Raw genomic sequence first — 20,550 nt, forward strand, 5'->3', positions numbered from 1 at the left:
TCAGCGGGCGCGTTTCGCGAGGAGGACCAGGAGGGTGAGGCCGCCGAGGAACTCGATGACGATCGACAGGGCGGCGTTGAGGGCGAAGACCCGCTCCAGCACGAACTGGCCGCCGACCAGCGCGATCGCGGCGATCAGGGCGGCCGCCGGCAGCACGTAGGCGTGGCGGTAGGTCGGCATCACCCGGTAGGCGAGGTTGGCCACGAGCAGGCCGAGGAAGGTCACCGGCCCGACGAGCGCCGTCGAAACCGAGACGAGCACCGAGACGAGGACCAGCACGAGGGCGAGCGTGCGGCGGTGATCGACCCCGAGGGCGACAGCGCCGTCCCGGCCGAGGAGGAGGACGTCGAGCCGGCCGAGGAGCCGCAGGACCCCGAATCCGGCGGCGAGCACCCCGAGGGCGGCGAGCGCCAGGAGGTCGGGACGGACGGTGTTGAAATTGGCGAAGAAGCCGGTCTGCAGCACGACGAACTGGGTCGGGTCGATCATCCGTTGCAGGAACTGCGACAGGCTGCGGAACAGGACCCCGCACACGACGCCGACGAGCAGCAGGAGGTGCAGGCTGCGCCCGGCGCGGTCGAGGAGCCCGCGATAGAGGAGGAGCGCGAACAGCACCATCGCGCCGGTCTCGGCGAGGAAGCGCAGCCGCGGGTCGCCGAGGGTTCCGGTCCCGGCGCAGAAGACGATCGCGGTCTGGATCAGGCGGAAGAGCTCGTCGAAGCCCATGATCGCCGGGGTGAGGATCCGGTTGTCCGACGCCGTCTGGAACAGCACCGTCGCGGTCGCGACGGCGCAGCCGATGAGGAGCATCGAGGCGACCTTGGTGCCGCGGAACGGCAGCACGAAGCCCCAGCGGCCGTCGGCGCCGACCGTCATGTAGGCGACCACGACGAGGGAAGCGGCGAGCGAGAGGAGAACCAGCACCAGGCCGGGGCCGGGCCGGACCCGGGCGAGCGCCTCACGCATGCCGGTCGGTCCGGCGCAGCAGGAGGACGAGGAACAGGCCGCTGCCGACCACCCCCATCGTGGTGCCGACCGGGATCTCGTAGGGGTAGCGGACGAGGCGCCCGAGCACGTCGCAGAGCAGCAGCAGGCCCGCGCCCGCCGCCGCCACCAGGGGCAGGGAGCGGCGCAGGTTGTCGCCGGCCACGAGGGCGACGAGGTTCGGCACCACGAGCCCGAGGAACGGGATCGTGCCGACCGTCGCGATCGTCACGGCGGTGATCGTCGCGACGATCGCGACCGCCCCGGCGACGACGCGGCGGTAATCGAGCCCGAGATTGACCGAGGCGTCGCGGCCGAGGCCCGCGATGGTGATGCGGTCGGCCATCCCGTAGGCGAGGACGGTCAGGGCGGCGGAGAGCCAGAGCAGCTCGTAGCGCCCGCTCAGCACGGTCGAGAAGTCGCCGGACCGCCAGATGGCGAGGAACTGCAGCATGTCGGTGCGGGTGGCGACGAAGGTCGAGGCCGCCTCGACGACGCCGCCCAGCATGATCCCGACGAGGGGCACCGTCAGCCGGGCGCGCAGGGGCATCGCGCGCAGGACCCGCAGGAACAGGGCGGTGCCGGCGAGCGCTGCCGCGGTCGCCGCCAGCATCTTCACGGCGACTGGGGCCCCCGGCGCGAGGAGCGTGACGAGCAGCATGCCGAACGTCGCCGATTCCGCCGTGCCGGCGGTCGAGGGCTCGGCGAAGCGGTTCTGCGCGACGAGCTGCATGATGACCCCGGCGACCGCCATGCCGGCGCCGGCGAGCACCAGGGCGAGGGTGCGCGGGATCCGGCTTCCGGCGAGGATGCCGGCGCCGGTGAGGTCGGCGACGCCGACGGCGAGGCTCGCCGCGGCAAGCAGCGCGAGGGAAAGAACGGCGAGGACGAGGCCGGCCCGGCGGCCGGGCCCGCCGCCCCGGGTGAGGGATCCGGCCATCGTCAGCGGGCGCGATCGAGGGCGGCGGCGATCTCGTCGATCGTGGTCTGGAGCGCCCGCAAGCCCCCGCTCGCCAGGTACCAGCTCGCCGGATCGACGGTGACGACCTGCCCCTTGCGCCAGGCCGCCGTCTGCCGCACGAGCGCGTTGTCGAGGAGCTGGCGCGCCGGCCGGCCCTGGACGCCGATCGCCGCGTCCCGGTCGAGCACGAAGAGCCAGTCGGGGTCGGTCCTGGCGACGAACTCGAACGAGACCGGCTGGCCGTGGATGCCGGCATCGAGGCCGGGCGCCGCCGGCCGGAAGCCGAAGGCGCCGTGGAGAAGGCCGAAGCGGGAGCCGCGGCCGAAGGCGCTCATGCGGCCGCCCGTCGTCAGGAGGAACAGGGCCGTGCCCGCCTGCCCGGCCCTGGCGTGCAGGGCCGCGATGCCGGCCTCGATCCGGGCGATCCGGTCCTCGGCCTGCGCCTCCTTGCCGAAGATGCGCGCGAGCGTGCGGATGTTGCGCAGGTCGCTGCCCAGCATGTCGGCGGGGTCGCTCGAGAGGTCGATGGTCGGCGCCATCCGGGCGAGCGCGTCGTAGCGGGGCCCCGAGCGGCCGCCGACGACGACGAGGTCGGGCCCGAGGGCGTTCACCGCCTCGTAGTCGGGCTCCCACAGCGTGCCCATCCGGGGATAGCGCGACGCGTCGTTGTACCGGGCGAGGGCGGGCGGCTTCGGCCCGCCGGCCACGCCGGCGACCGGTACGCCGAGCGCGTCGAGGGTGTCGAGCGCGGCGAGATCGAACACGACGACGGTCTTCGGAACGCCCGGGAGGATCGTCTGCCCCCTGGCGTGCCGCACCGCGATCTCCGCCGCCGCGGGCCCGGCCGCGAGCGCGATGGCGAGAGCGACCAAGGGCGCAACCAAGAGCGCCGCGATGCCGCGCCGTCCCGCACGAAGGCTCCGGACCGAACCCCGTGACCGCATCAGAGACCGCATCAGATCGTCCTTTCCCGAAGAGGCCCGGCCGGCATCCGTCCGGCGCCTCACGTCCACTCGAAGCGGAGCGTCTCGCGGAACGCGAAGCGCTCGACGTGGCGGACGACGACGGCGCGGAAGTCGGGCAGCTTGCCGGCCTCGTCGACGGCGAGGTCGATCGTCAGGGCCTCGGGACCGGCGGCGAGCCGCGCCTCCCCGAGGGGCAGCGCGATCCGCCCGGCGGTCGGGTCGAACTCGGTCTCGAACTTGTGCGACCAGTGCTTGCAGAGCTGCTGCAGGTAGCGGCTCGCATGGGCCGTGGCGACGACGGCGCGGGACTGGATCACGACGGGCTTCCTCCTCGGCGGTGCAGGGATTTCGCGCAGGCGGCGGACAATCAGAAATCCACCGTGGCCGAGACGATGACCGTGCGGGGCGCCCCCACCGCGAGGAAGCCGCGGGCGGCCGAGGCCCAGTAGGCGTTGTCGAAGACGTTCTCGACGATGGCCCGAACCGTCACCGGCTTCCCCGACGCGCCCGCGAAGGTGTAGCGCAGGCCGGCATCGAAGCGCGTCCAGTCCGGCACGCGCTGCGTATTGGCCTGATCGTAGTACTGGCTGCTGGTGTAGATGGCGCGGCCGGTGAGCGTCAGGCCGGGGGCGAGCCACGGCGGCAGGTCGACCTCGCCGTAGAGGTTGAACGCCACGTCCGGGACGCCCGGGGCGACGTTGCCGTCGAACCGGCGCCCGACCGTATCGACGAGGCGCCCGTCGAGGAAGGTGACCCCGCCGATGAGCCGCACGCCCGGGAGCGGCTCGCCGAAGGCCGAGAGTTCGAGGCCGCGGTTGCGCTGGAGGCCGCTCACCGAGAACCGGTTCGTGCCGGGATCCGTGAAGGCGTTCGGCTGCGCGATCTCGAACAGCGAGGCGGTGAGCGCGAGCGTGCCGAGATCGTATTTGACGCCGATCTCCTGCTGCCGGCTGACGACGGGCGGGAACACCTCGTTGGCGTTGATCGCCGTGACCGGGGGCGCGGGCCCGGGCTCGAGCGCCTCGATGTAGTTGCCGTAGAACGACAGCGCGTCGGTCGGGCGGAACACCGCCGCGATGGCGGGGCTGAACCGCCCGCTCCGGTAGTTCGAGGCCAGGGCGCCGAGCGTCGGCCCGGGGCGGGTGTTGTAGCTCTGCTGGTCGATCTCCTGGAACCGCCCGCCCAGGGTCAGAAGGAAGCGGTCCTCGCCCAGCGACAGGGTGTCGGCGATGCCGACGCTGCGGGCGCTCAGCTCCGTGAACAGCGGCCGGTCGTTGGAGCGCGGCAGGAAGAGGGTGTTCACCGAGCCGCGGGCGAGGTGGACCGGATCGTAGATGTTGGTCTGGAACACCGGCAGGGTCGGCGCGAGGAAGCCGCCGCGATGGTTGCGGTTGTTCGCCTCGACCGCCGAGACGGTGAGGAAGTGGCCGAGCATGCCGGTCTGGAACTTCGTGCGCAGCCCGACCTCGCCGGTGAGCCCCGTGATCTCCTGGGGCTGGATGGCCAGCGTGTTGGTCGCCTGCCCGGTCACGCTGGTGACCCGGTAGGACGAGGTGAGGAAATCCTCGTTGTAGCGGCTGACGCCGCCGGCCGCGTAGACCGTGGTGTCGGGCAAAACGTCGTACTCGACCCGGCCCGCCGCCATGTTGTAGCGGCTGTCGATGTATTCGAGCGAACTGGCCGTGTTGAGGCGGGGGTTCGGCGCCCGCGGGATCGGGATGCCCGGGGCGACCGCGTTGAACAGCGAGGTCGGCGCCGTGATGTTCTGGGTGTTGTGGACGAGGTCGAGCGAGGCGCGCAGGCGCTCGCCGCGATAATCGAGGCCGAGCGTCGCGACGCCGACCTCGATGGCGTTCTTGTCGAGCGGGGTGTTGCCGGCGCGGTAGGAGAGGTTGGTGCGCACCCCCCACTCCCCCGACGGGCCGAAGCGGCGGCCGAGATCGGCGTGGGTCCAGACCTGCGAATCGCTGAGGTAGGTGGTGGTGAGCCGCGTCAGCGGCGCGTCGTAGGCGCGCTTCGGGATCAGGTTGATCGTGCCGCCGACCCGGCCGGTGCCGCCGTTGAGGAGCGCGGAGGGACCCTTCAGGATCTCGACCCGCTCGGTGCCCTCGGTGAACACGCGCCGCGGATTGGCGATGTAGAACAGCCCGTCGAAGCCGACGTCGAGGTTCACGACCGTGAAGCCGCGGATGAAGAACGAGTCGCGCTCGCTGAACGGCGGCGCGTCGTTGCGCACCGACGAGTCGTTCAGCACGACGTCGGCGAGCGAGCGGGCCTGCTGGTCCTGGATCAGCTTCTCGGTGTAGCCGGTCACGTTGAACGGCGTCGTCAGCACCGAGCGGTTGCCGAGGAGGCCGACGCGGGTTCCCGTCGCGACCTGGCCGCCCGCGTAGGGCACGGGGGGCTGCCCCACCGTGCCGGTCGGCGGCGGCAGGCCCGCGGCCTTGGGCCCGGCACCGGCACCGGGGCGCTCGCCCCCGCCCGCGACGACGATCTCCTCGAGAGCCACCGCCTCGCGGGCGCCGCCGAGCTGGGCGTAGCGCGGGTTGACCAGGGTGACGGTGGTGGGGCTCACGTTGCGGTAGGTCAGGCCGGTGCCCTCGAGGATCCGGCCGAGGGCCTCGAGCGGCCGGAACGCGCCTTCCACGCCCGGCGTCGTCAGTGCGCTCGTCATGTCGGTGGCGTAGACGAGCTTCACCTTGGCCTGCTCGGTGAAGGTGACCAGCGCCGGCTCGAGCAGCCCGGTCGGGATCGACAGGGAGACCGTGTCCCCGGCCGGGGCGGCCTCCGGCGCCGAGGGGCCCGGTGCGGACCCGGCCGGTCGCGCTCCCGCGGCGGCCGGCGCCAGCGCCAGCAGCGACACGCCGGCCAGGGCCAATCCGAGCGACCGCCCGCCCGCCACTCCACGCTCCCGCACCGTCATTCGACACCCCGTCCGTCTGCTCGTGGGGGCGGCGCGTTTCGCGCGCTCTCGTCCCCTCACCGGCTTGAGATCAACGGGAGGCCGAACTCCTGACGTCGGAGCGCGCGTTTTTCCGAAAAAATTTCTACGGGCCCGATCCGACCAGGACGAGGAGGGGCGTGAGCCGGGTGACGCGCAGACCGAGGCTCGCCCCGATCGCCTCGAGGGCGTCGTCGGTGTCGCGCGGGTCGAACGCGCCGGTGACGCGCCGCTCGCCGGCCCGCGCGTCGGTGAGGACGATGCGCCCGCGGCGGTAGCGGGCGAGTTCGGCCAGCACGTCCGCCAGGCGCTCGCCCGAGAAGGTCAGGCGCCCCTCGCGCCAGGCCATGGCCCGGCCGACATCCACCTGGACGACGGCGGGGGCGGCCCCGTCCTGCCGGCGCAGGGCCTCGCCGGCGGCGACCGGCAGCCTCCGGTCGTCGGCCGTCACCTCGACACGGCCCTCCGCGACGCCGACCGGCGTCGGGGCGGCATCGGCTCGCACGAAGAAGAGCGTGCCGACCGCCCGGACGCTCACGCCGCCGCCCTGCACCACGAAGGGGCGCTCCGGGTCCGGCGCCACGTCGAACACCGCCTCGCCGCGCAGGAGCGCGACCCGGCGCTCGGACGGGGTGAAGTGCAGGACGACCGCCGTGCCGCTGTTGAGGTCGACGCGGCTGCCGTCGGAGAGCGTCGCGTGCCCGATCGTCCCGACGCCGCTCCAGAGGTCGGCGCGCAGCCAGTCGGCGAGGCCCGCCTGGTCGGCGAGGAGCGCCCCGAGCAGGCAGGCCGCGGCGAGGCAGGCCGGCCCCTTCGGCAGGCGGCGCCTGCGCGCATCGGGGAGGTGGCCGAGCCGGTGCCACACCGCATCCATCTCGGCGTAGGCCTCGGCATGGGCCGGATCGGCGGCGAGCCAGGCGTCGAAGGCGTCGCGGTCCGCGTCGGTCGCGTCGGAGGAGGAGAGGCGCACGACCCAGGCGGCGGCGGCCTCGTCGACCGGATCCTCGCGGTCCGGGCCTCGCGCGTCGGTTCCGTCGTCGATGGCCACGGCCAAGGCTCCCTCCGGGGCCCCGCCGAGGCCCGGCCGGCCCGAGGATGCGTCCCTGTGCTCTCAGATCAACGAGCCGCCGAACTCCTGACGTCGGCTCTCAGAAAAGGTCGCCACACCGTCGGCGGCAATGCAAGAGCGCCTTGATCAGGTGCTTCTCGACCATGTTGCGGCTGACGCCGAGCCGGGCGGCCACCTCGCCGTTCGGCAACCCCTCGATGCGCGCGAGCAGGAACGCCTCGCGGCAGCGCGGAGGAAGCTCGTCGATGGCGGTCGCGAGGCGCCTGAGGTCCTGCCGGGCCATCGCCTGCCGCTCGGGAAGCGCGGTGCCGTCCGCGATGCCGGCCCAGTCGGCGTCGCTCACGGGCTGGAAGATCGTGCCCTCCAGCCGCCGCCGGTTGCGCATCCGGCGGGCGACGTTGCCGGCGATCTGGAACAGGAAGGCGGAGGGCTGCTCGATCTCCGTCCGGGAGAGCGCCGCGAGCATCAGGAGGTAGGTCTCCTGGTGGGCGTCGGCGGCATCGGCCGGGTTGCCGAGCAGGCGCGTCAGGAAACGCCGAATTCTCACGCCCTGACACCGATGCAGCGCGTCCACCGATACTGGCTGCATGCCCCAGCTCCGAACACCTCTAAATTTCCACTTGATCAAGCAATCATCTTGGTTACGCTCTTACAAGCGCATCATGATCGATAAAATATTTGCTCTATTTCTTCTTATTCTAAACTGTCCGGGCCGGGCCAAGGCAAGCCCTTGTGTTTCTGCCGGAAATAATCGCGCGGGATCCCTCACCGGCGCGGGGCCGTACCGCCTGCGGAGCGTGAAAGCCGAGTGGTGTTGCAACGCTGCAACGCCACCCGCGCGAGGCACGGGCGGGAGGTCGGGGTCGTTCCCCCCTGCCCCGTTCGGGAGAGGGGATCCCGCGCTCGGTTCGAACCGTATTTTTCCAGGCAGCCCCCCGTCAGCCGGCCGAGGCGGCGCGACGGTTGCGCACGAGCGAGATGAGCGCCCCGGCGATGCAGGCCGCGATCGCGCCCGCGATCACCAGGAGGGTGAGGGTCCGGTTCCACAGCCGATCGAGGCCGAGATCGGTGGTGACGAGGTCGGGGCGCGCCGGATCGGCCATCACCCCGACGCGGTAATCGCCGGCGTGGAAGCCGGAGAAGACGTAGTTCACCCGCCGCGTCACCGTTCCAGCCGGCGTGCGCAGGGCGAGGGTCGCGTCGCAGATGTGGATGATCAGCTTGGCGCTGCACTTCCCCTCGCTCACCCGGGCGTTCGGGGCCGGCTGCGCCGCGGCGCGGACCTGCCAGTCGGAGAACACCGCCGGCGCCGTGTAGATCGCGCAGGCGACCAGGATCCCCCCGAGCGCCACCACGCCGAACAGGACCCAGAAGGTGTTGATCCACCCGTGCCCCCGGGGCGGCAGCCGGAGGGCGTCGGGGCGGTAGGACGAGGCGGTCTCGGGCGCTCCGGTCATGAAATCCTCTCGCGTGTTTCGTCAGGCGGGTTCGCTTGCCGGCACGGCAGCGGCGTTGCCGGCGAGGATCGAGCGGGCTTGCGCCGCCGCCTGGTAGGTGGCGACCAGGTCGGCGAAGCCCTGCGGGTTCATCCCGCGCGGCATGGGAAGCGGCAGCGTGACGATGCGGCGCCCAGGGTCGAGCTTCGCGGCGGGGCGGCCCGGCCGCCGCTCGGGCCAGGGCACGGCCGGCGGCAGCAGCACGCGCATGACGAGGCCGCTCTGGCTCCCGGTCAGGTCGAGGTCGGCGATGTCGTCCCAGGCGATCGTCCGGTCGAGCCCGGGCGCGGCCAGGCCTTCGGGCCTCAGGACCAGGATGACGGGCTCGCCCCGCGACAGGACGAACGCTCCGGCCCCGCCCATCAGGACGGCGATGCCGAGCGCCGTGGCGAGGACGACGGTGGCCTCCCGGGGTAGGATCCCGGGGATGCCGAATACGGCGATGCCCAGGGCCGCCACGGCAAAGAGGCCGCCGGCCACCGCCAGCACGAGGCCGCGGGGACGATAATTCGCGCGCAGCACCCGCTCCTCGGTGCCCACCTCGGCGGCCCTCGCTTCCAGGTGGGCGCGGAACGCGGCGTCGCGCTCGCGCACCGCGCCGAGGAAATCCGCGCTCGCCGCCCGGCACAGCCCGGCCGGGTCGGCGAAGTAGGCGGCGAGCTGCCCGAGGGCGTGCGGCGGCGGCGTGAGGCCGGCGGCGGCCAGCAGGTCCGGATCGAGCGCCTGGCCGAGGGCGGCGACGCGCTCGCGGGTCGGCGGGTGGGTGTCGGTCGGATGGGCCTGCTCGGCCTCCAGGTGGAGGGCCGGGTCGTCGAGGCCGCGGGCGACCGCGCGGTCGAGCGAGGCCGCCACGAGGTCGGGCGGCGCCGCATCCGGGGCCTCGGCCGCGGCGGCGAGGGTCTCGGCGATGCGGGTCGAGACCGCGCCGCTGCGCAGGAGCGCCCGCGCCGCCGCCTCAGTCGAGGTCACCCGGGCCCCCGCCGCGTCGGCGGCGAACTCGCGCACCCGGCTCCAGTGGCGCACGGCGAGGTGGAAGCGCTCCATCACGAACCGGCCGAGCCGCAGCGACGGCCCGAGCAGGCCGAGGGCGCCGCGCTCGCGCGCCGCCACCGCGTCGAGGGAGCGGCCGACCCCGGCATAGATCGGCAGGAAGCGCTGGCTGTAGGCGGTGTCGCCGCCGGCATAGTGCGCGAGCTCGTGGGCGATGATCGCCGCGACCTCGTCGCCGCGCATCAGCGCGAGGTGCGGCAGCGGCAGGTAGAGGATGCGGCCCGAGAGCCGCGCGCCCCCGGGCTCCAGCACCGCCGGCCCGGCGGTGACGAAGAACCCGTCCGTCAGGCCGACGACCACGGCCTCGGGCTTCAGCGCTCCCATCCGCTCGGCGAGGCCCTCGACGAGGCGCCACAGGCCCGGCGCCTCGGCGGGCGCGATCGGCCGGCCGAGGATCGGCAGCGGGTCGGGCTCGAAGGCGCCGAGCGCGCGGCGCAGGCCGAGGAGGGCACCGCCCGCCGCGAGGAGCGTGGCGCCGACCGCGACGGCGGCGATGCCTAGGAGCTTCATCCCGTCGCCGGAGAGGCCCCCCTGGACGAGCAGCCCCGCCTCGAACACCACGACGGCGACGAAGGCGACGGTCGCCGCCAGGATCTGGACGGCGAGCGCCGCCGGCAACAGGCGGCGCACCAGCGAGAAGCCACGCACCAGGGCGTCGCGCGAGCCGCGCCCGAGCCGCCCGAGCGACGCCCCGGCGAGCAGCACGAGGAGGGAGAGCCCGGCGGCGATCCCCCCGCCCGCGATCGCGACCGGCGGCAGCCAGCGGCGCCACTCCATCACGGCGACGAGCGTTCCGGCCCCGTCCCGGGCCTCGCGCGCCTTCACCACGGCGAGGGAACCGCCGTAGTTTCGGCCGTCGTGGCGGAACTGCAGGCGGAAATCGGGCCGCCCGTCGCGCGGCGTGCGCGCCTCGAGATCCGCCACGACCCGGGCGAGGCGTTCGTGCTCGGCCGCGAACTCGGCCCGGTCGTCGGCGCCGCGCTGGCGCTCCCACAGGCCGAGGAGCAGGAGGGCGAGCGGCAGAAGCACGGTGGCGGCGATCAGACCGGCGAGGGCGCGCGACCGCGAGGGCACGTGCGAAATCGGTGCCTCGGGGATGGTCGCCTCCTGGGTGCGGGAGATCAGATGCCGATGCGGCATGGAACACGCCAGACGATCGCAAGACGATCGGGCGGCGCGCTCGAGGGTGCGCCGGTCGAAGGGCCGGAAAAACGGCGGGAGATCGGGCGCAGCACGTCCGACGTCTCGGCTGGTGGCAGGATTTCTACCGGGATGAGCGTGCAGGTCAACCGAATGTTTCCGGCGGTCGCAGAAGCGGCCGACCGCGGCCCGTCGCCGGGCGTCGGGACGCCAGGAGCTCGGCGTCGGGATTCTGCGAGTTGCGATCCCGTTGTCGGGCCCGGTCGGGCGTGCGACCTCTTGATCGCAGCGGTTGTGCGACCGTGGTTGACCCCCAGTCGATCCTCGGGTTAGCGTGACGAAGGACAGACGATCCCGATGGCCTCGCGCATCGAGGCTCGGCCGCCACTGGCCACACACTGCGATCATCAGCCGGATAAGGATCAGCGGTCGGTGCGAAACCGCTCGCTGATCTCGACCACCAGCGGAGTCTGCCATGTGGCGACAGGGCGATATCTTTATCCAGGCGATCCGGACCCTGCCGCGGGAGGCCGCCGAGCGGCCCCTGCCCCACACCGTGCTCGCCCACGGCGAGCTCACCGGCCACAGCCACCGGGTCGCGCGAGCCCGTCCGGCGCGTGCTGCGCCCCCGGTGGGCCGCCGTCAGCGCCGGCAGGTCTCGTCCCGCCATGCCCCACCGTGCCACGCCCCGCCGGCGTCGAGGCAGGCATCCCGGGCGGCGACCTCGCGCAGCCGCCAGCCCGCCGCCCGCATCCGGATACCCCCGCCATGAGACCCGTCCATCCCAGGCTCACGACCGCACGCCGGGCGCGCCGCGCCGTCCTGCTGGCGGTCCTGGCCTGCGCGGCGGGCGTCTGGGGCGCGCGGGCGGAGGAGAACGAGTGCCGGCGCGCGCCAAGCCTCTCCGCCGGCCCGGTCCTCGCCCCGGGGCGAGTCTCCGCCCCGGGCCGCACCGCCTTCGTCAAGGACGGCCTTGCCCGCGCGGGCTGCCCCGATCCGGGCCCGGCCTGCCGCGAGCGGGCCTACCTCGTCACCGGCGATGCCGTGATCCTCGGCGAGCGCCGCGGCGCCTTCGTCTGCGCCAGCTATCGCGGCGCGAAGGACGAGGATGTCGGGCGGACCGGCTGGATCCCGGCCGAGGCGGTGGCGGTCGAGCCGGCGCCTCCGGTCGCCGTCGAGGGATGGCTCGGGACCTGGAAGCAGGCGGAGGCGCAGATCCGGGTGACGCCCGGGGACAAGCCCGGCACGCTCGCCGTCGCGGGCGATGCGACCTGGGGCGGGGGCGACCCCGACCGGGTCCGCCGCGGCGGGATCCATACCGGCGAGATGTCCGGCACCGTCGTGCCCGTCGGCGACGCCGCCAGCTTCGCCATGGGCGAGAACGGCACCCTGCCGGTGCAGACGGGCGGCGAGTCCGATTGCAAGGTCTGGCTGCGGCGGCTCGGACCCTGGCTCGTCGTCGACGACAACCTCGCCTGCGGCGGCATGAACGTCACGTTCCGCGGCGTCTACCGGCGCACGCCGTGACGGGGGCGGCGACGATGAGCATCCATAAGCAGGCATCTGCGCCGGCTCGCCGCCCGGGAGATCGCGCAGGATCTCGACGCCGTGGAGGCCTGCCTCGCGGCTTTGGGCCGCTTTCCCATGGAGCGGACCGGGCGGAGCCTGCGGGTCGTGGGGTACCCACGCTGATGCGCGCCGCCCTCCTCGCGCTCGCCCTCTTCTTGCCCGGCCCCGCCCGGGCCGCGCCCGCGCCGGTCGCCGGCCTTCCGCTGCCGGGCTGCGCCGAGGTGCGCGCCTCCGCCCTGGTCGGCTCCGCGCTCGTGGCGTCGTTCGAGACGCGCTATCCACCGGCGCTCGTCGGCGAGGCCTCGGTCGAGCGGCTCGCCCTCGATCCGGGGCAGGTCGAGAACGCCGCCGCCTACCTCGCCTGCGTGGCCGGCCTCACCGGGCTCGACGTCTTCGTCGCCGAGCAGGGCCTTTCCCTCTTCGCCAGCCGGCGCCACGGCCGCGCGGCGCTCGCGGCCCTCGACCGGATCGCCCGCGGGACCGGACCGGAGGCGCGGGGCGCCCGCGACTATGCCCGGCAGATCCGGGCCTACCTGCGGGGGCCGGGCCGATGAGCCCGCGTCCCTCCGCGCGATCGACGAGAATTTTTCGGACCTGCCCGCTCGCCGCCCGCGAAAACCGGTCTGGCCGGCCCATGGCCTCGACGAGGGCGGACAGCGCCCGAACGGAGATGCGCCATGACGAAGACCACGATCCTCGCCGCGTTCGCCCTCATGTGCTGCACGGTCCCGGGAACCGCCCAGGACGGCGAGGCTCACGGGGGCCGCGGCAACCAGGAGTTCATCGGCGTCGATCTCGACAACGGCGGGGTCTACTACGACGGCCGCGATTCCGGGCGCTACTGCCTCTACCGCACGGTCGAGGTGTTCAACCGGGTCACGGGCTATATCGAGCCGCGGCGGGTGCGCCGGTGCGGGCGCGGCCTCTACCTGCGCTGAGGAGGCCCCGCGATGCTCGCCACCCTCTCGCCGCTCCACCTCGCCCTTCTCAGCCTCGCCCTCGCTCTCGTCGCCGGCTAGACCCTCGCGGCGCCATGCAACGGCCGGCTTTCGTTTCCACCGTTCCGCCCCCCGGCCCGGAACGCCGGTCGCCGGGGATCGACGGCCGGGAGCCCACCGCCCTCGGGGAAGGAGAACGCGCATGACGACGGCTCCGGTGTCGCGGCGGCGCCTCGCGCGCGCCGCTCTCGCCCTCCTGGTGCAGGCGGCGGCGCTCCTCGCCCCGGTCGCGGCCCGGGCCGCCCCCGACGCGCAGGCTCCCGAAACCTCCGCCTTCACCGATAACGGCGATTCGATCGCCGTCGTGATCGGCAACCGCAGCTACAAGCAGACGGTGCCGGTCGACTACGCGCATAACGACGCCGACGCGATGCGCGCCTACCTCGTCCAGCGCCTCGGCTACCGCGACGCCAACGTCTTCGTCCTCAAGGACGCGACGCTCAACGAGTTCAACCAGGTGTTCGGCACCGAGCGCAATCCGCAATCCGGCCGGCTGTGGCGCAGCGTGCGCGAGGGGCGCTCGAACGTCTTCGTCTATTATTCGGGCCACGGCGTGCCGGACCTCGCCAGCCGCCAGCCCTTCCTCCTGCCGGAGGACGGCAACCCGAACCAGGGCGAGAGCGGCTACGCCCTCGAGACGCTCTACCGCAACCTCGACCTCGTGAAGCGCAAGATCGGGTCCGGGCGCCAGCTCGTCGTGATGGTCGATGCCTGCTTCACCGGCGAGACCGGGCGGAAGGGCGAGAGCCTGCTCGCGGTCTCGGCCCCCGGTTTCGCCCCGGCCCGGCCGAAGGCGGAGAGCGGGATCGTGCGGCTGGTGGCGACCTCGGGCGCGAGCCCGGCGAACTGGGACGAGGCCAATCGGCTGGGCCTCCTCACCAGCCGGTTCCTGATGGGCGTCTCCGGCCTCGCCGACGCGGGCGACCGGCCGGGCGGCGGCGACGGCCGGGTCACCTGGGCGGAGCTGAAGGGCTACCTGAGGCGCGAGGTCGAGGAGGCGGCGCGGCGCGCCTCCGGCCGCGAGCAGGTGCCGGAGATCGACGACGCGCCGATCGTGCTCGAGGCCTCGCTGCCCGTGGACGCGGTGGCGAAGGGCGTCGCGGCCTTGCGCGACGAGGCGGCGTGGCGCCGGGCGGAAGGCGCCGGCACGCGCGAGGCCGTCGAGGCGTATGTCGGCACCTGCGGCGAGGTCTGCGCCTACCGGCCCCGGGCGATGGACCGGCTGCTCGCCGGGCGGCAGCGCGACGCGGCGGCGATCGACCAGGAGAACTGGGCGAGGTTCGGCGCGACGCGGCAGTACCAGGCCTACCTCGATTCCTGCACCGAGGCCTGCGCCTATCGCGGCCTGGCGCAAGGCTACCTCGGCGGCGCCGACCCGGGCGGCGATCCGCGGGTGAAGACCTGCGACGCGCTCGCCGCCGGCTCCGACGATCCCGACCGGCCGAGAGCCGTCCCGGGCGTGAAGTACGGGCGGATCGAGGCCGCGTCCGCGATCGAGGCCTGCCGCGGGGCGTCTGCCGCCTACCCGTCCCTGCGACGCCTCGCCTACCAGCTCGGACGCGCCTACGACCGGGCCGACCGTTCCAAGGAGGCGTTCGCGGCTTACGACCGGGCGGCCGGGGCCGGGAGCATCGCGGCGATGAACAACCTCGCCACGCTCTACGAGAACGGCCAGGGCGTGAAGCGCTCGCAAGCCGAGGCCTTGCGTCTCTACCGCCAGGCCGGCGAGGCCGGCAACGTGGTGGCGCTCGCCAACGCCGCCCGCATGCTCGAATACGGCAACGGGGTCCCGAAGAACGAGGCCGCGGCGGTGGCGCTCTACCGGCGCGCCGCGGAGGGCGGCGACGTGCCCTCGATCAGCAAGCTCGTGCCGCATTACGCCACCGGCGCCCACGGCTTCCCGCGGGACCTGCGCCAGGGCTTCGACCTGTTCCGCAAGGCGGCCGAGAAGGGCGATCCCGTGGCGATGGCGACGATGGCGGCCCTGATCGACAACGGCTTTGCCCACTACTTCCCCGGGGTGAGCGCCGCCGACATGGTGCTGCGGGCGCTCAAACGCGGCGAGCTCGGCGCCGCCGCGGTCTCGGCCACCGACACCGCGGCGCAGAAGCTCAAGCCCGAGACGATCCGCACCGTGCAGCGCGCGATCAAGCAGGCCGAGTATTATCCGGGCGCGCTCGACGGACGCTTCAACCCGGTCTTCGTGCGCGCCCTCGACCAGTACGCCAAGGCGAACGAGGCGGAATGAGGCGCCTCCTCGCCGCGTCGCTCGGCGCGTTCCTCGCCGCCGCCCTGCCGGCCCGCGCCGATCCCGGCACCGACGCGCTGGCGCCCTTCCTCGACGCGGTCGCGTCCTGCGCCGGGCGGTCCGACCTGTCCCTCGCCGTCATCGGGCCCGAGCCCGGCCAGACCGCGTGGTCGCGCGAGCAGGCCGAGGAGGTGCGCCTCGCGGTCGAGAGCCGGCTCCAGGGGACCGGCCGGGTCCGCCTCGCCGCGGCCGCCGACGTGGTGCGGGTCAAGGCCCTGCGCGAGGGCACGACCGGCCTGTCCGGCCCGGAGGCGGAGGCGCAGATCCGCGCCGCCTTCGCGGGGGATGCCAGCGTGTTCCTGGTCGAGCCGCGCCGCGCCGGAGAGAGTGCGGCGTTCCGGCTCCAGGCGATCACCCGCAGCGCCTCCTGCAAGGCGACGAGCGAGCCCCTGACGGTCCCGATCCGCGTCGGCGCCGGCGTCGCCGATGTCGATGCCGAGATGGAGCGGGCGGTGCGGGCCTTCGGGCAGTCGGCGCCGAACGTCGCGGCGATCGAGGTCTGCCCGTTCGAGGCCGAGGGCGGCCACTCGACCTGCGCCGGCGCGCTCACCGACCGCCTGCTCATCGCCCTCGACGCCGAGGCGCGCTCGGCCAGCCGCATCCTCAAGGGCGCGCGCCTCGAGGTGCGCCGCCGCCCGCCCGGCACCGCCTGCGCCGGTCCGGTGACGGCGCGCGGGCGCTTCCTCACCGACCGCGAGCGCCGCTCCTGGATGGAGGTGGAGTTCGAGCGCGACGGCGCGGTGCTGGCGCCGACCGGGCGGCGGCGCATCGCCGTCGAGGGCCTGGGCTGCGACCCGACCCCGCGCCCCTTCCTCGACCACCTCGCGGCGACGGCGCGCACCGACGGCGGCCGGCTCGCGGTCGCCGCCACCGCCACGCCATTCGCGCGCGGCCAGCGGCTGGAGCTGCGCATCGACGCGCGGGCGCGCCAGAGCCTGTATTGCTGGGTGGTGGCGCCGGACGAAACCGCCTTCGTGGCGCTGCCGGTGCGGGGCAACGCCGCCTCGCTGAAGCCCCTCGCCGCCGGCGACGTGCAGCGCTACCCGCGCGGCTACGGCCTCGACGAGATCGTCGCCGGGGACCCGTTCGAGAACCTGTTCTCCTGCTTCGGCGTCGCCGGCGGCCTGCCGCCGGAGCTCGCCGAGCGCTGGCTTTCCGCCGCGCCGGGCGCCGACGGCGAGGCGCGCCTGCTCCCGCCGCCCGAGGTGCTCGACCTCGTCGAGCGGATCCGGGCGGTGCCGGGCGTGACCGAGGCGACGGCCAGGATCGTCGTGCGATGACGGGGCGGCCTGGTCACCACCGCCCCCGCTCCCGGGGAGAGTGTCCGATGCGAAGCCTTCTCGCCGCCCTCCTGTGCCTCTCGGCCGCGCCGGCCTGCGCCGGGGGCTTCGCGCTGCGCGACCTCACCGCGGTGGCGGACGAGGCCTCGGCGGCCCTCGGCCGGGGCTACGCGGCGCGAGCCGCGCCGGAACGGCTCACCCTGATGTGCACGGCCTGCGACGGCGCGCCGATGGTCGACCTGCTGCTCGGCCGCCGGGCCGACGGGACCGAGGAGCGGGTGCGGGCGGGCCGGACCTCGATGGCAGAGCTCGAGGCCATCTGCCGGTCGCGCAGCCCGGATTGCCGGCTGTCCGGCCTGTCGGTGGATCCGGCGGTGGGGTGGGTCACCACCTACGGCATCGGATCGAGCGCGGGGGCGACCGCAATCATCCTGCGCGACGGCGACCTCCTGACGATCCGGGCGCTGGCGGGCAGCCGCGAGGCGGCGGCGCGCCGGGTCGAGATCCTGGCGCGCCGGATCGCGCCGCGCATCGTCGGCCGCTGACCGTGGCCCCGGGGGTGACGGGCGGGCGAGCCGGCGATATCGGTGAGGGACGGACGGGCGCGGGGCTGAGGGCGGGCGCATGACCGGCGGATACGACGAAGCTTGCGCGGCCGACCTCGCCGCCGTGACCGAGGGCCGCGACCTCTCCCGCGAGGACCGGTCCTGGCTCGCCCGGGTCGTCGCCGGCGCGGTGCGGCCGAACCGCGACAAGCCGCTCTGGGACCTCGCCCACGCGCTCGCCGCCCTGGCGCGGCTCACCGGCGCCCGGGACGGGCGCGACCTCGTCACCCTCGCGCTCGATCCGGGGCTCGCCCGGGCCGACCGGCTCGAGGCCCGGTTCGCCGGCACGGGCGAAGCGGTCGATGCCCGCGGCCCGATCCTGCCGGACGGGGAGACGGGCTGGCGCACGACCTGGTCCGGCCTCGCGCGGCTCCTGGCGCTCGCCGAGTTCGTGCTGACGGCGGAGGACCTGGCGCAGTTCGCCGCCGTCACCGGCTGGCTCGACGACCTCGCCGCCGCGCCGGACGCCGAGGGTGCCGCCGCCTTGAGCCGTCGCCTGGCACGCCATCTCGCCGCCTATCGCCACGCGCACCTGCCGCTCGCCCCGCTGGAGCGGCGCTTCCGGGCGATCCTCGGCTTCCTCGACGGGCGCCGCGCCTTCACGGACGACGACATCCTGGGGTTCTGGCGCGGGCAGATGCGCGAGGGCGAGCGGCCGGGCTTCCGCACGGTCGCCGAGCATTTCGTGACCTTCGAGGCGGCCTCCGCCCTGCTCGGCGGCCTCGCGGAACTCTCCGCGCCCTCCTCGCTCGACGCAGTCGAGGGCTGGGAGGAGCGGCTCGACGCCTCGCTGGCCGACCTCGCCGCCGCCGAGCCGGCCGAGACCCTGGCGGCCCTGCTCGCCGCCCTGCCCGACGGGCCGAAGATCCTGACCGGGGCGGAGCGCGACGACCTCGCCGAGTTCCTGCGCCTCGAGCCGTTCCACCGCACCCGCCCGCTCACGACGCTGCGGGCCGCGAGCTTCGGGCGGGTGCAGTCCGGGCTCGCCAACCGTCTGCGCCGCGGCGGCGGCGGGGCGGGAATCGCCGAGCGCACGGCCTGCGCCGAGGCCGAGACCTATCCGGCGCTCGCCGAGCGGGTCTCGGGGCTGACCGCTCATCTCGACCGGATGCTGCGGATCGCGGCGGCGCTCCGGGTCCCGGCGGATACCGAGGGCCTTTCCCCTGAGGCACGCGACACCCTCGCGGCGGCACTCGCCGACATCCGCCGGGTCCGGCGCGCCGGCTTCGACGACCCCGACCGGCTCGCCGCGGGTTTCGCCGCCGCGGACGCGGCCCTGCTGCGGCTCGCCGAGGAGGCGGGCCGGCTCGCCCGCGCGATCGCCGGCCTCGCCCGGCAGCGGCCGCTCGATACGGCCTTCGCGACGGACCGGGACGTCTTTGCCGACGCTTTCGCCGAGGCCTACCCCGCGGAGGCGACCGCGTGAGCGACGAGGCGCGCCTGCTCGCCGAGATCCACGCCGCCCGCGCCCTGATGCGGGCGGGCGAACCCGCCCGCGACACGTCCCGGCGCCCGGGCGCCGCGGAACTGTGGGCCCACGCCGCCCGCGAGCCGGGCGGGCCGGTCGACCTCGCTCTGGTGCGGGCGATCCGCGGCGACCCCGCGACCGCCCGGCGCTACCGGGCGCTCCTCGGGGCCCAAGCGATCGCCCACGCGCCGCTCGCGGCGGCGGCCTCGGACGGTGCGGTCGCGTCCCGCCGCGTCGGCGCCTTCACCCTCGAGATCCTGCCCGCGGACGAGGACGCGCCGCCGCTCCTGGTGCTGCGCGGGAGTGGCGCACGGCCGCCGCGCGCCATCGAGGCGATGCTCGGCGACGAGACGGTGCGGCTCGCCCTGCCGCCGGCGATCGACGGCGCGATCCTCGTCGCCCTCGACCCGGGCGTGCTGGAGGCGGCCCGGCTCGGCGCGATGCTGCAGGACCGGGACTGCGCGGTGTTCCTGCTGTGACGCCGCCATGACGCCGGCCTCGATCCTGGTCGTGGTGCCGACGACCGGCGGTCCGGTGGTGCTGCGCAGCCTGAGGAGCCGCCCCGGCCTGCCGGCCTCCGCCGCCTTCGCGACGGGCGATTACCGGCCCCTGCCCTGGTCGGGCGACTACGCGCGGCTCGCCGCGTCCGGCGGGCCGCTGTCGCACCTCGCGGCCGGGGATGCGGGGCGAGAGGCGGGGCCCTACGAGCTGCGGCTCTCCGGCTCCTTCGATGCCGGGCGCTCGTGGGAGGTGCCGGTCTGCCTCGCCCACGGCCTCGTCGCGAGGGGGCACAGCCTCACCGCCGATCCGGAGGCGGCCGACCTCGTCCTGTGGGCGACGGGGGCGGTCGACCTCGACCTCGCGGTGCTGCCCGGCGACTACGCGCTCCTCGACAAGCTCGCGCGCTCCCGCGACCTGCTCGCGGCCGCGGCGCGGGCCGACCTCGCGGTCCTCCTGCCCGACGGGCCCGAGGCGGCGGAGGCCGCGCGGGCGTTTCGCGCCCTCGGGCGGGCGCGCCCGCCGGCGATCCTGCCGGCGGCGGACGTGCCGGCCGCCCTCGCGGCACTGGCGCGGCCGGCGCCTTCCCCCGCCCCGGCGGCCGGGCGGCGCCCCGCCCTCCCCGTCGCGCTCGTCGCCCTTCTGGCCGCCACGGCGCTCGCCGCCGGATATACGGTGCTTCGCGCACGCCCGGAGGCGGACCGGCCGGTCGTCGCCGTCACGGCGTCCATCCCGGCCGAGCCCGGCCCAACCGTCGCCCCCGCGCCGGAGGCCGCGGGGAGCGCGGCCGTGGTGGAGGAGCTGGCCGCCCCGGCGGGCTCGTCCTGCCGGCGCGTCGCCTTCGGGGCGGATCCGCCCGTGCGGCGCCCGGTCCCGGCGGAGGCGCCCGGCCGGCTGCGGGCGAGCCGCCTCGCGCCGGACCTGTGCGGCCTCGCCTTCCGCTCCGCGGTCCCCGGTGCCCGAGTGGCGGTGGGCCCGGAGCTCGCCGCCGCCGCGCTGCCGCCGACCGGGCTGCCCGACGGCGCGCAGGCCTACTTCCTGCGCGAGGGCGCCCGGCGAAACCTCGTCTACACGGTCCAGGTCATGACGGACCCGACGGCGGCGAACGCCGCGGGTACGGGCGATCGGCTCGTCCACGGCCTGGTCCCATAAGGACTTGTCCCGTCCCGGAAACGACTTGTTTTGACTTGCGGACCGGCAGGCTGCATAAAGCCGGCG

General features: G+C 74.7%; 18 protein-coding genes. 9 read left to right on the forward strand and 9 right to left on the reverse strand.

Annotated features, from left to right (window positions below):
- The 9 genes from DK419_RS15745 to DK419_RS15785 form a co-directional block, all read right to left on the reverse strand.
- Positions 1–966, reverse strand: a complete 966-nt coding sequence (locus DK419_RS15745; RefSeq protein ID WP_109959908.1) for an iron chelate uptake ABC transporter family permease subunit — start codon at positions 964–966, stop codon at positions 1–3.
- Positions 959–1,924 (reverse strand): ABC transporter permease, encoded by a 966-nt coding sequence (locus tag DK419_RS15750; RefSeq protein ID WP_109959909.1) that lies wholly within the window; start codon positions 1,922–1,924, stop codon positions 959–961. The genes DK419_RS15745 and DK419_RS15750 overlap by 8 nt, the downstream gene beginning before the upstream one ends.
- 2 nt (positions 1,925–1,926) lie before the next feature.
- Positions 1,927–2,817: a siderophore ABC transporter substrate-binding protein gene (locus tag DK419_RS15755; RefSeq protein WP_245442460.1), complete on the reverse strand. Its 891-nt coding sequence runs from the start codon at positions 2,815–2,817 to the stop codon at positions 1,927–1,929.
- 131 nt (positions 2,818–2,948) lie between these two features.
- Entirely contained in the window at positions 2,949–3,227 is a 279-nt protein-coding gene (locus DK419_RS15760) for a DUF2218 domain-containing protein (protein WP_109959911.1), read from the reverse strand.
- A 50-nt stretch (positions 3,228–3,277) separates the two neighbouring features.
- Positions 3,278–5,833, reverse strand: a complete 2,556-nt coding sequence (locus DK419_RS15765; RefSeq protein ID WP_109959912.1) for a TonB-dependent receptor — start codon at positions 5,831–5,833, stop codon at positions 3,278–3,280.
- 124 nt (positions 5,834–5,957) lie between these two features.
- Entirely contained in the window at positions 5,958–6,899 is a 942-nt protein-coding gene (locus DK419_RS15770; protein ID WP_109962337.1) for a FecR family protein, read from the reverse strand.
- A gap of 100 nt (positions 6,900–6,999) precedes the next feature.
- Positions 7,000–7,509, reverse strand: coding sequence for an RNA polymerase sigma factor (locus DK419_RS15775; protein WP_109959913.1), 510 nt, complete (start codon positions 7,507–7,509; stop codon positions 7,000–7,002).
- A gap of 349 nt (positions 7,510–7,858) precedes the next feature.
- Positions 7,859–8,377 carry a hypothetical protein gene (locus DK419_RS15780; RefSeq protein ID WP_109959914.1) on the reverse strand — a complete coding sequence of 173 codons (519 nt, stop codon included), beginning with the start codon at positions 8,375–8,377 and terminating at the stop codon, positions 7,859–7,861.
- Between the two features lie 21 nt (positions 8,378–8,398).
- Positions 8,399–10,540 (reverse strand): M48 family metalloprotease, encoded by a 2,142-nt coding sequence (locus DK419_RS15785; RefSeq protein ID WP_483428679.1) that lies wholly within the window; start codon positions 10,538–10,540, stop codon positions 8,399–8,401.
- An 834-nt stretch (positions 10,541–11,374) separates the two neighbouring features.
- Between DK419_RS15785 and DK419_RS15795 the strand changes: the two genes are divergently transcribed.
- The 9 genes from DK419_RS15795 to DK419_RS15835 all read left to right on the forward strand — a co-directional run bounded on the left by DK419_RS15795 (position 11,375) and on the right by DK419_RS15835 (position 20,484).
- Complete coding sequence (locus DK419_RS15795; protein WP_245442463.1) at positions 11,375–12,133, forward strand: hypothetical protein; 759 nt, start codon at positions 11,375–11,377, stop codon at positions 12,131–12,133.
- 164 nt (positions 12,134–12,297) lie between these two features.
- Positions 12,298–12,729, forward strand: a complete 432-nt coding sequence (locus DK419_RS15800; protein WP_109959916.1) for a hypothetical protein — start codon at positions 12,298–12,300, stop codon at positions 12,727–12,729.
- Between the two features lie 123 nt (positions 12,730–12,852).
- Positions 12,853–13,113, forward strand: coding sequence for a hypothetical protein (locus DK419_RS15805; RefSeq protein WP_109959917.1), 261 nt, complete (start codon positions 12,853–12,855; stop codon positions 13,111–13,113).
- Positions 13,114–13,315: 202 nt separating this feature from the next.
- On the forward strand, positions 13,316–15,421 hold the full coding sequence (locus tag DK419_RS15810) for a caspase family protein (protein WP_109959918.1): 2,106 nt from the start codon (positions 13,316–13,318) through the stop codon (positions 15,419–15,421).
- The gene (locus DK419_RS15815) at positions 15,418–16,761 is read left to right on the forward strand and encodes a hypothetical protein (protein ID WP_109959919.1); all 1,344 of its coding nucleotides are present in this window, start codon (positions 15,418–15,420) and stop codon (positions 16,759–16,761) included. Before DK419_RS15810 ends, DK419_RS15815 begins: the two co-directional genes overlap by 4 nt.
- A gap of 47 nt (positions 16,762–16,808) precedes the next feature.
- The gene (locus DK419_RS15820) at positions 16,809–17,306 is read left to right on the forward strand and encodes a hypothetical protein (protein WP_109959920.1); all 498 of its coding nucleotides are present in this window, start codon (positions 16,809–16,811) and stop codon (positions 17,304–17,306) included.
- Positions 17,307–17,385: 79 nt separating this feature from the next.
- A complete protein-coding gene (locus DK419_RS15825; protein WP_109959921.1) occupies positions 17,386–18,792 on the forward strand; it encodes a hypothetical protein in 1,407 nt (468 codons plus the stop codon).
- The gene (locus DK419_RS15830; protein WP_109959922.1) at positions 18,789–19,313 is read left to right on the forward strand and encodes a hypothetical protein; all 525 of its coding nucleotides are present in this window, start codon (positions 18,789–18,791) and stop codon (positions 19,311–19,313) included. The genes DK419_RS15825 and DK419_RS15830 overlap by 4 nt, the downstream gene beginning before the upstream one ends.
- A gap of 7 nt (positions 19,314–19,320) precedes the next feature.
- Positions 19,321–20,484, forward strand: a complete 1,164-nt coding sequence (locus tag DK419_RS15835; RefSeq protein WP_208642202.1) for a hypothetical protein — start codon at positions 19,321–19,323, stop codon at positions 20,482–20,484.
- Positions 20,485–20,550: the final 66 nt, after the last annotated feature.

This window comes from Methylobacterium terrae (assembly GCF_003173755.1).
GTDB classification, from domain to species: domain Bacteria; phylum Pseudomonadota; class Alphaproteobacteria; order Rhizobiales; family Beijerinckiaceae; genus Methylobacterium; species Methylobacterium terrae.

What these genes read in the sequence shown, in the direction of transcription:
- DK419_RS15825 (WP_109959921.1), top strand. Translation starts at nt 17,386, where the DNA reads ATGACCGGCGGATACGACGAAGCTTGCGCGGCCGACCTCGCCGCCGTG.
- DK419_RS15820 (WP_109959920.1), top strand. Translation starts at nt 16,809, where the DNA reads ATGCGAAGCCTTCTCGCCGCCCTCCTGTGCCTCTCGGCCGCGCCGGCC.
- DK419_RS15795 (WP_245442463.1), top strand. Translation starts at nt 11,375, where the DNA reads ATGAGACCCGTCCATCCCAGGCTCACGACCGCACGCCGGGCGCGCCGC.
- DK419_RS15775 (WP_109959913.1), bottom strand. Translation starts at nt 7,509, where the DNA reads ATGCAGCCAGTATCGGTGGACGCGCTGCATCGGTGTCAGGGCGTGAGA.
- DK419_RS15805 (WP_109959917.1), top strand. Translation starts at nt 12,853, where the DNA reads ATGACGAAGACCACGATCCTCGCCGCGTTCGCCCTCATGTGCTGCACG.
- DK419_RS15765 (WP_109959912.1), bottom strand. Translation starts at nt 5,833, where the DNA reads ATGACGGTGCGGGAGCGTGGAGTGGCGGGCGGGCGGTCGCTCGGATTG.
- DK419_RS15780 (WP_109959914.1), bottom strand. Translation starts at nt 8,377, where the DNA reads ATGACCGGAGCGCCCGAGACCGCCTCGTCCTACCGCCCCGACGCCCTC.
- DK419_RS15815 (WP_109959919.1), top strand. Translation starts at nt 15,418, where the DNA reads ATGAGGCGCCTCCTCGCCGCGTCGCTCGGCGCGTTCCTCGCCGCCGCC.
- DK419_RS15800 (WP_109959916.1), top strand. Translation starts at nt 12,298, where the DNA reads ATGCGCGCCGCCCTCCTCGCGCTCGCCCTCTTCTTGCCCGGCCCCGCC.
- DK419_RS15750 (WP_109959909.1), bottom strand. Translation starts at nt 1,924, where the DNA reads ATGGCCGGATCCCTCACCCGGGGCGGCGGGCCCGGCCGCCGGGCCGGC.
- DK419_RS15810 (WP_109959918.1), top strand. Translation starts at nt 13,316, where the DNA reads ATGACGACGGCTCCGGTGTCGCGGCGGCGCCTCGCGCGCGCCGCTCTC.
- DK419_RS15835 (WP_208642202.1), top strand. Translation starts at nt 19,321, where the DNA reads ATGACGCCGGCCTCGATCCTGGTCGTGGTGCCGACGACCGGCGGTCCG.
- DK419_RS15745 (WP_109959908.1), bottom strand. Translation starts at nt 966, where the DNA reads ATGCGTGAGGCGCTCGCCCGGGTCCGGCCCGGCCCCGGCCTGGTGCTG.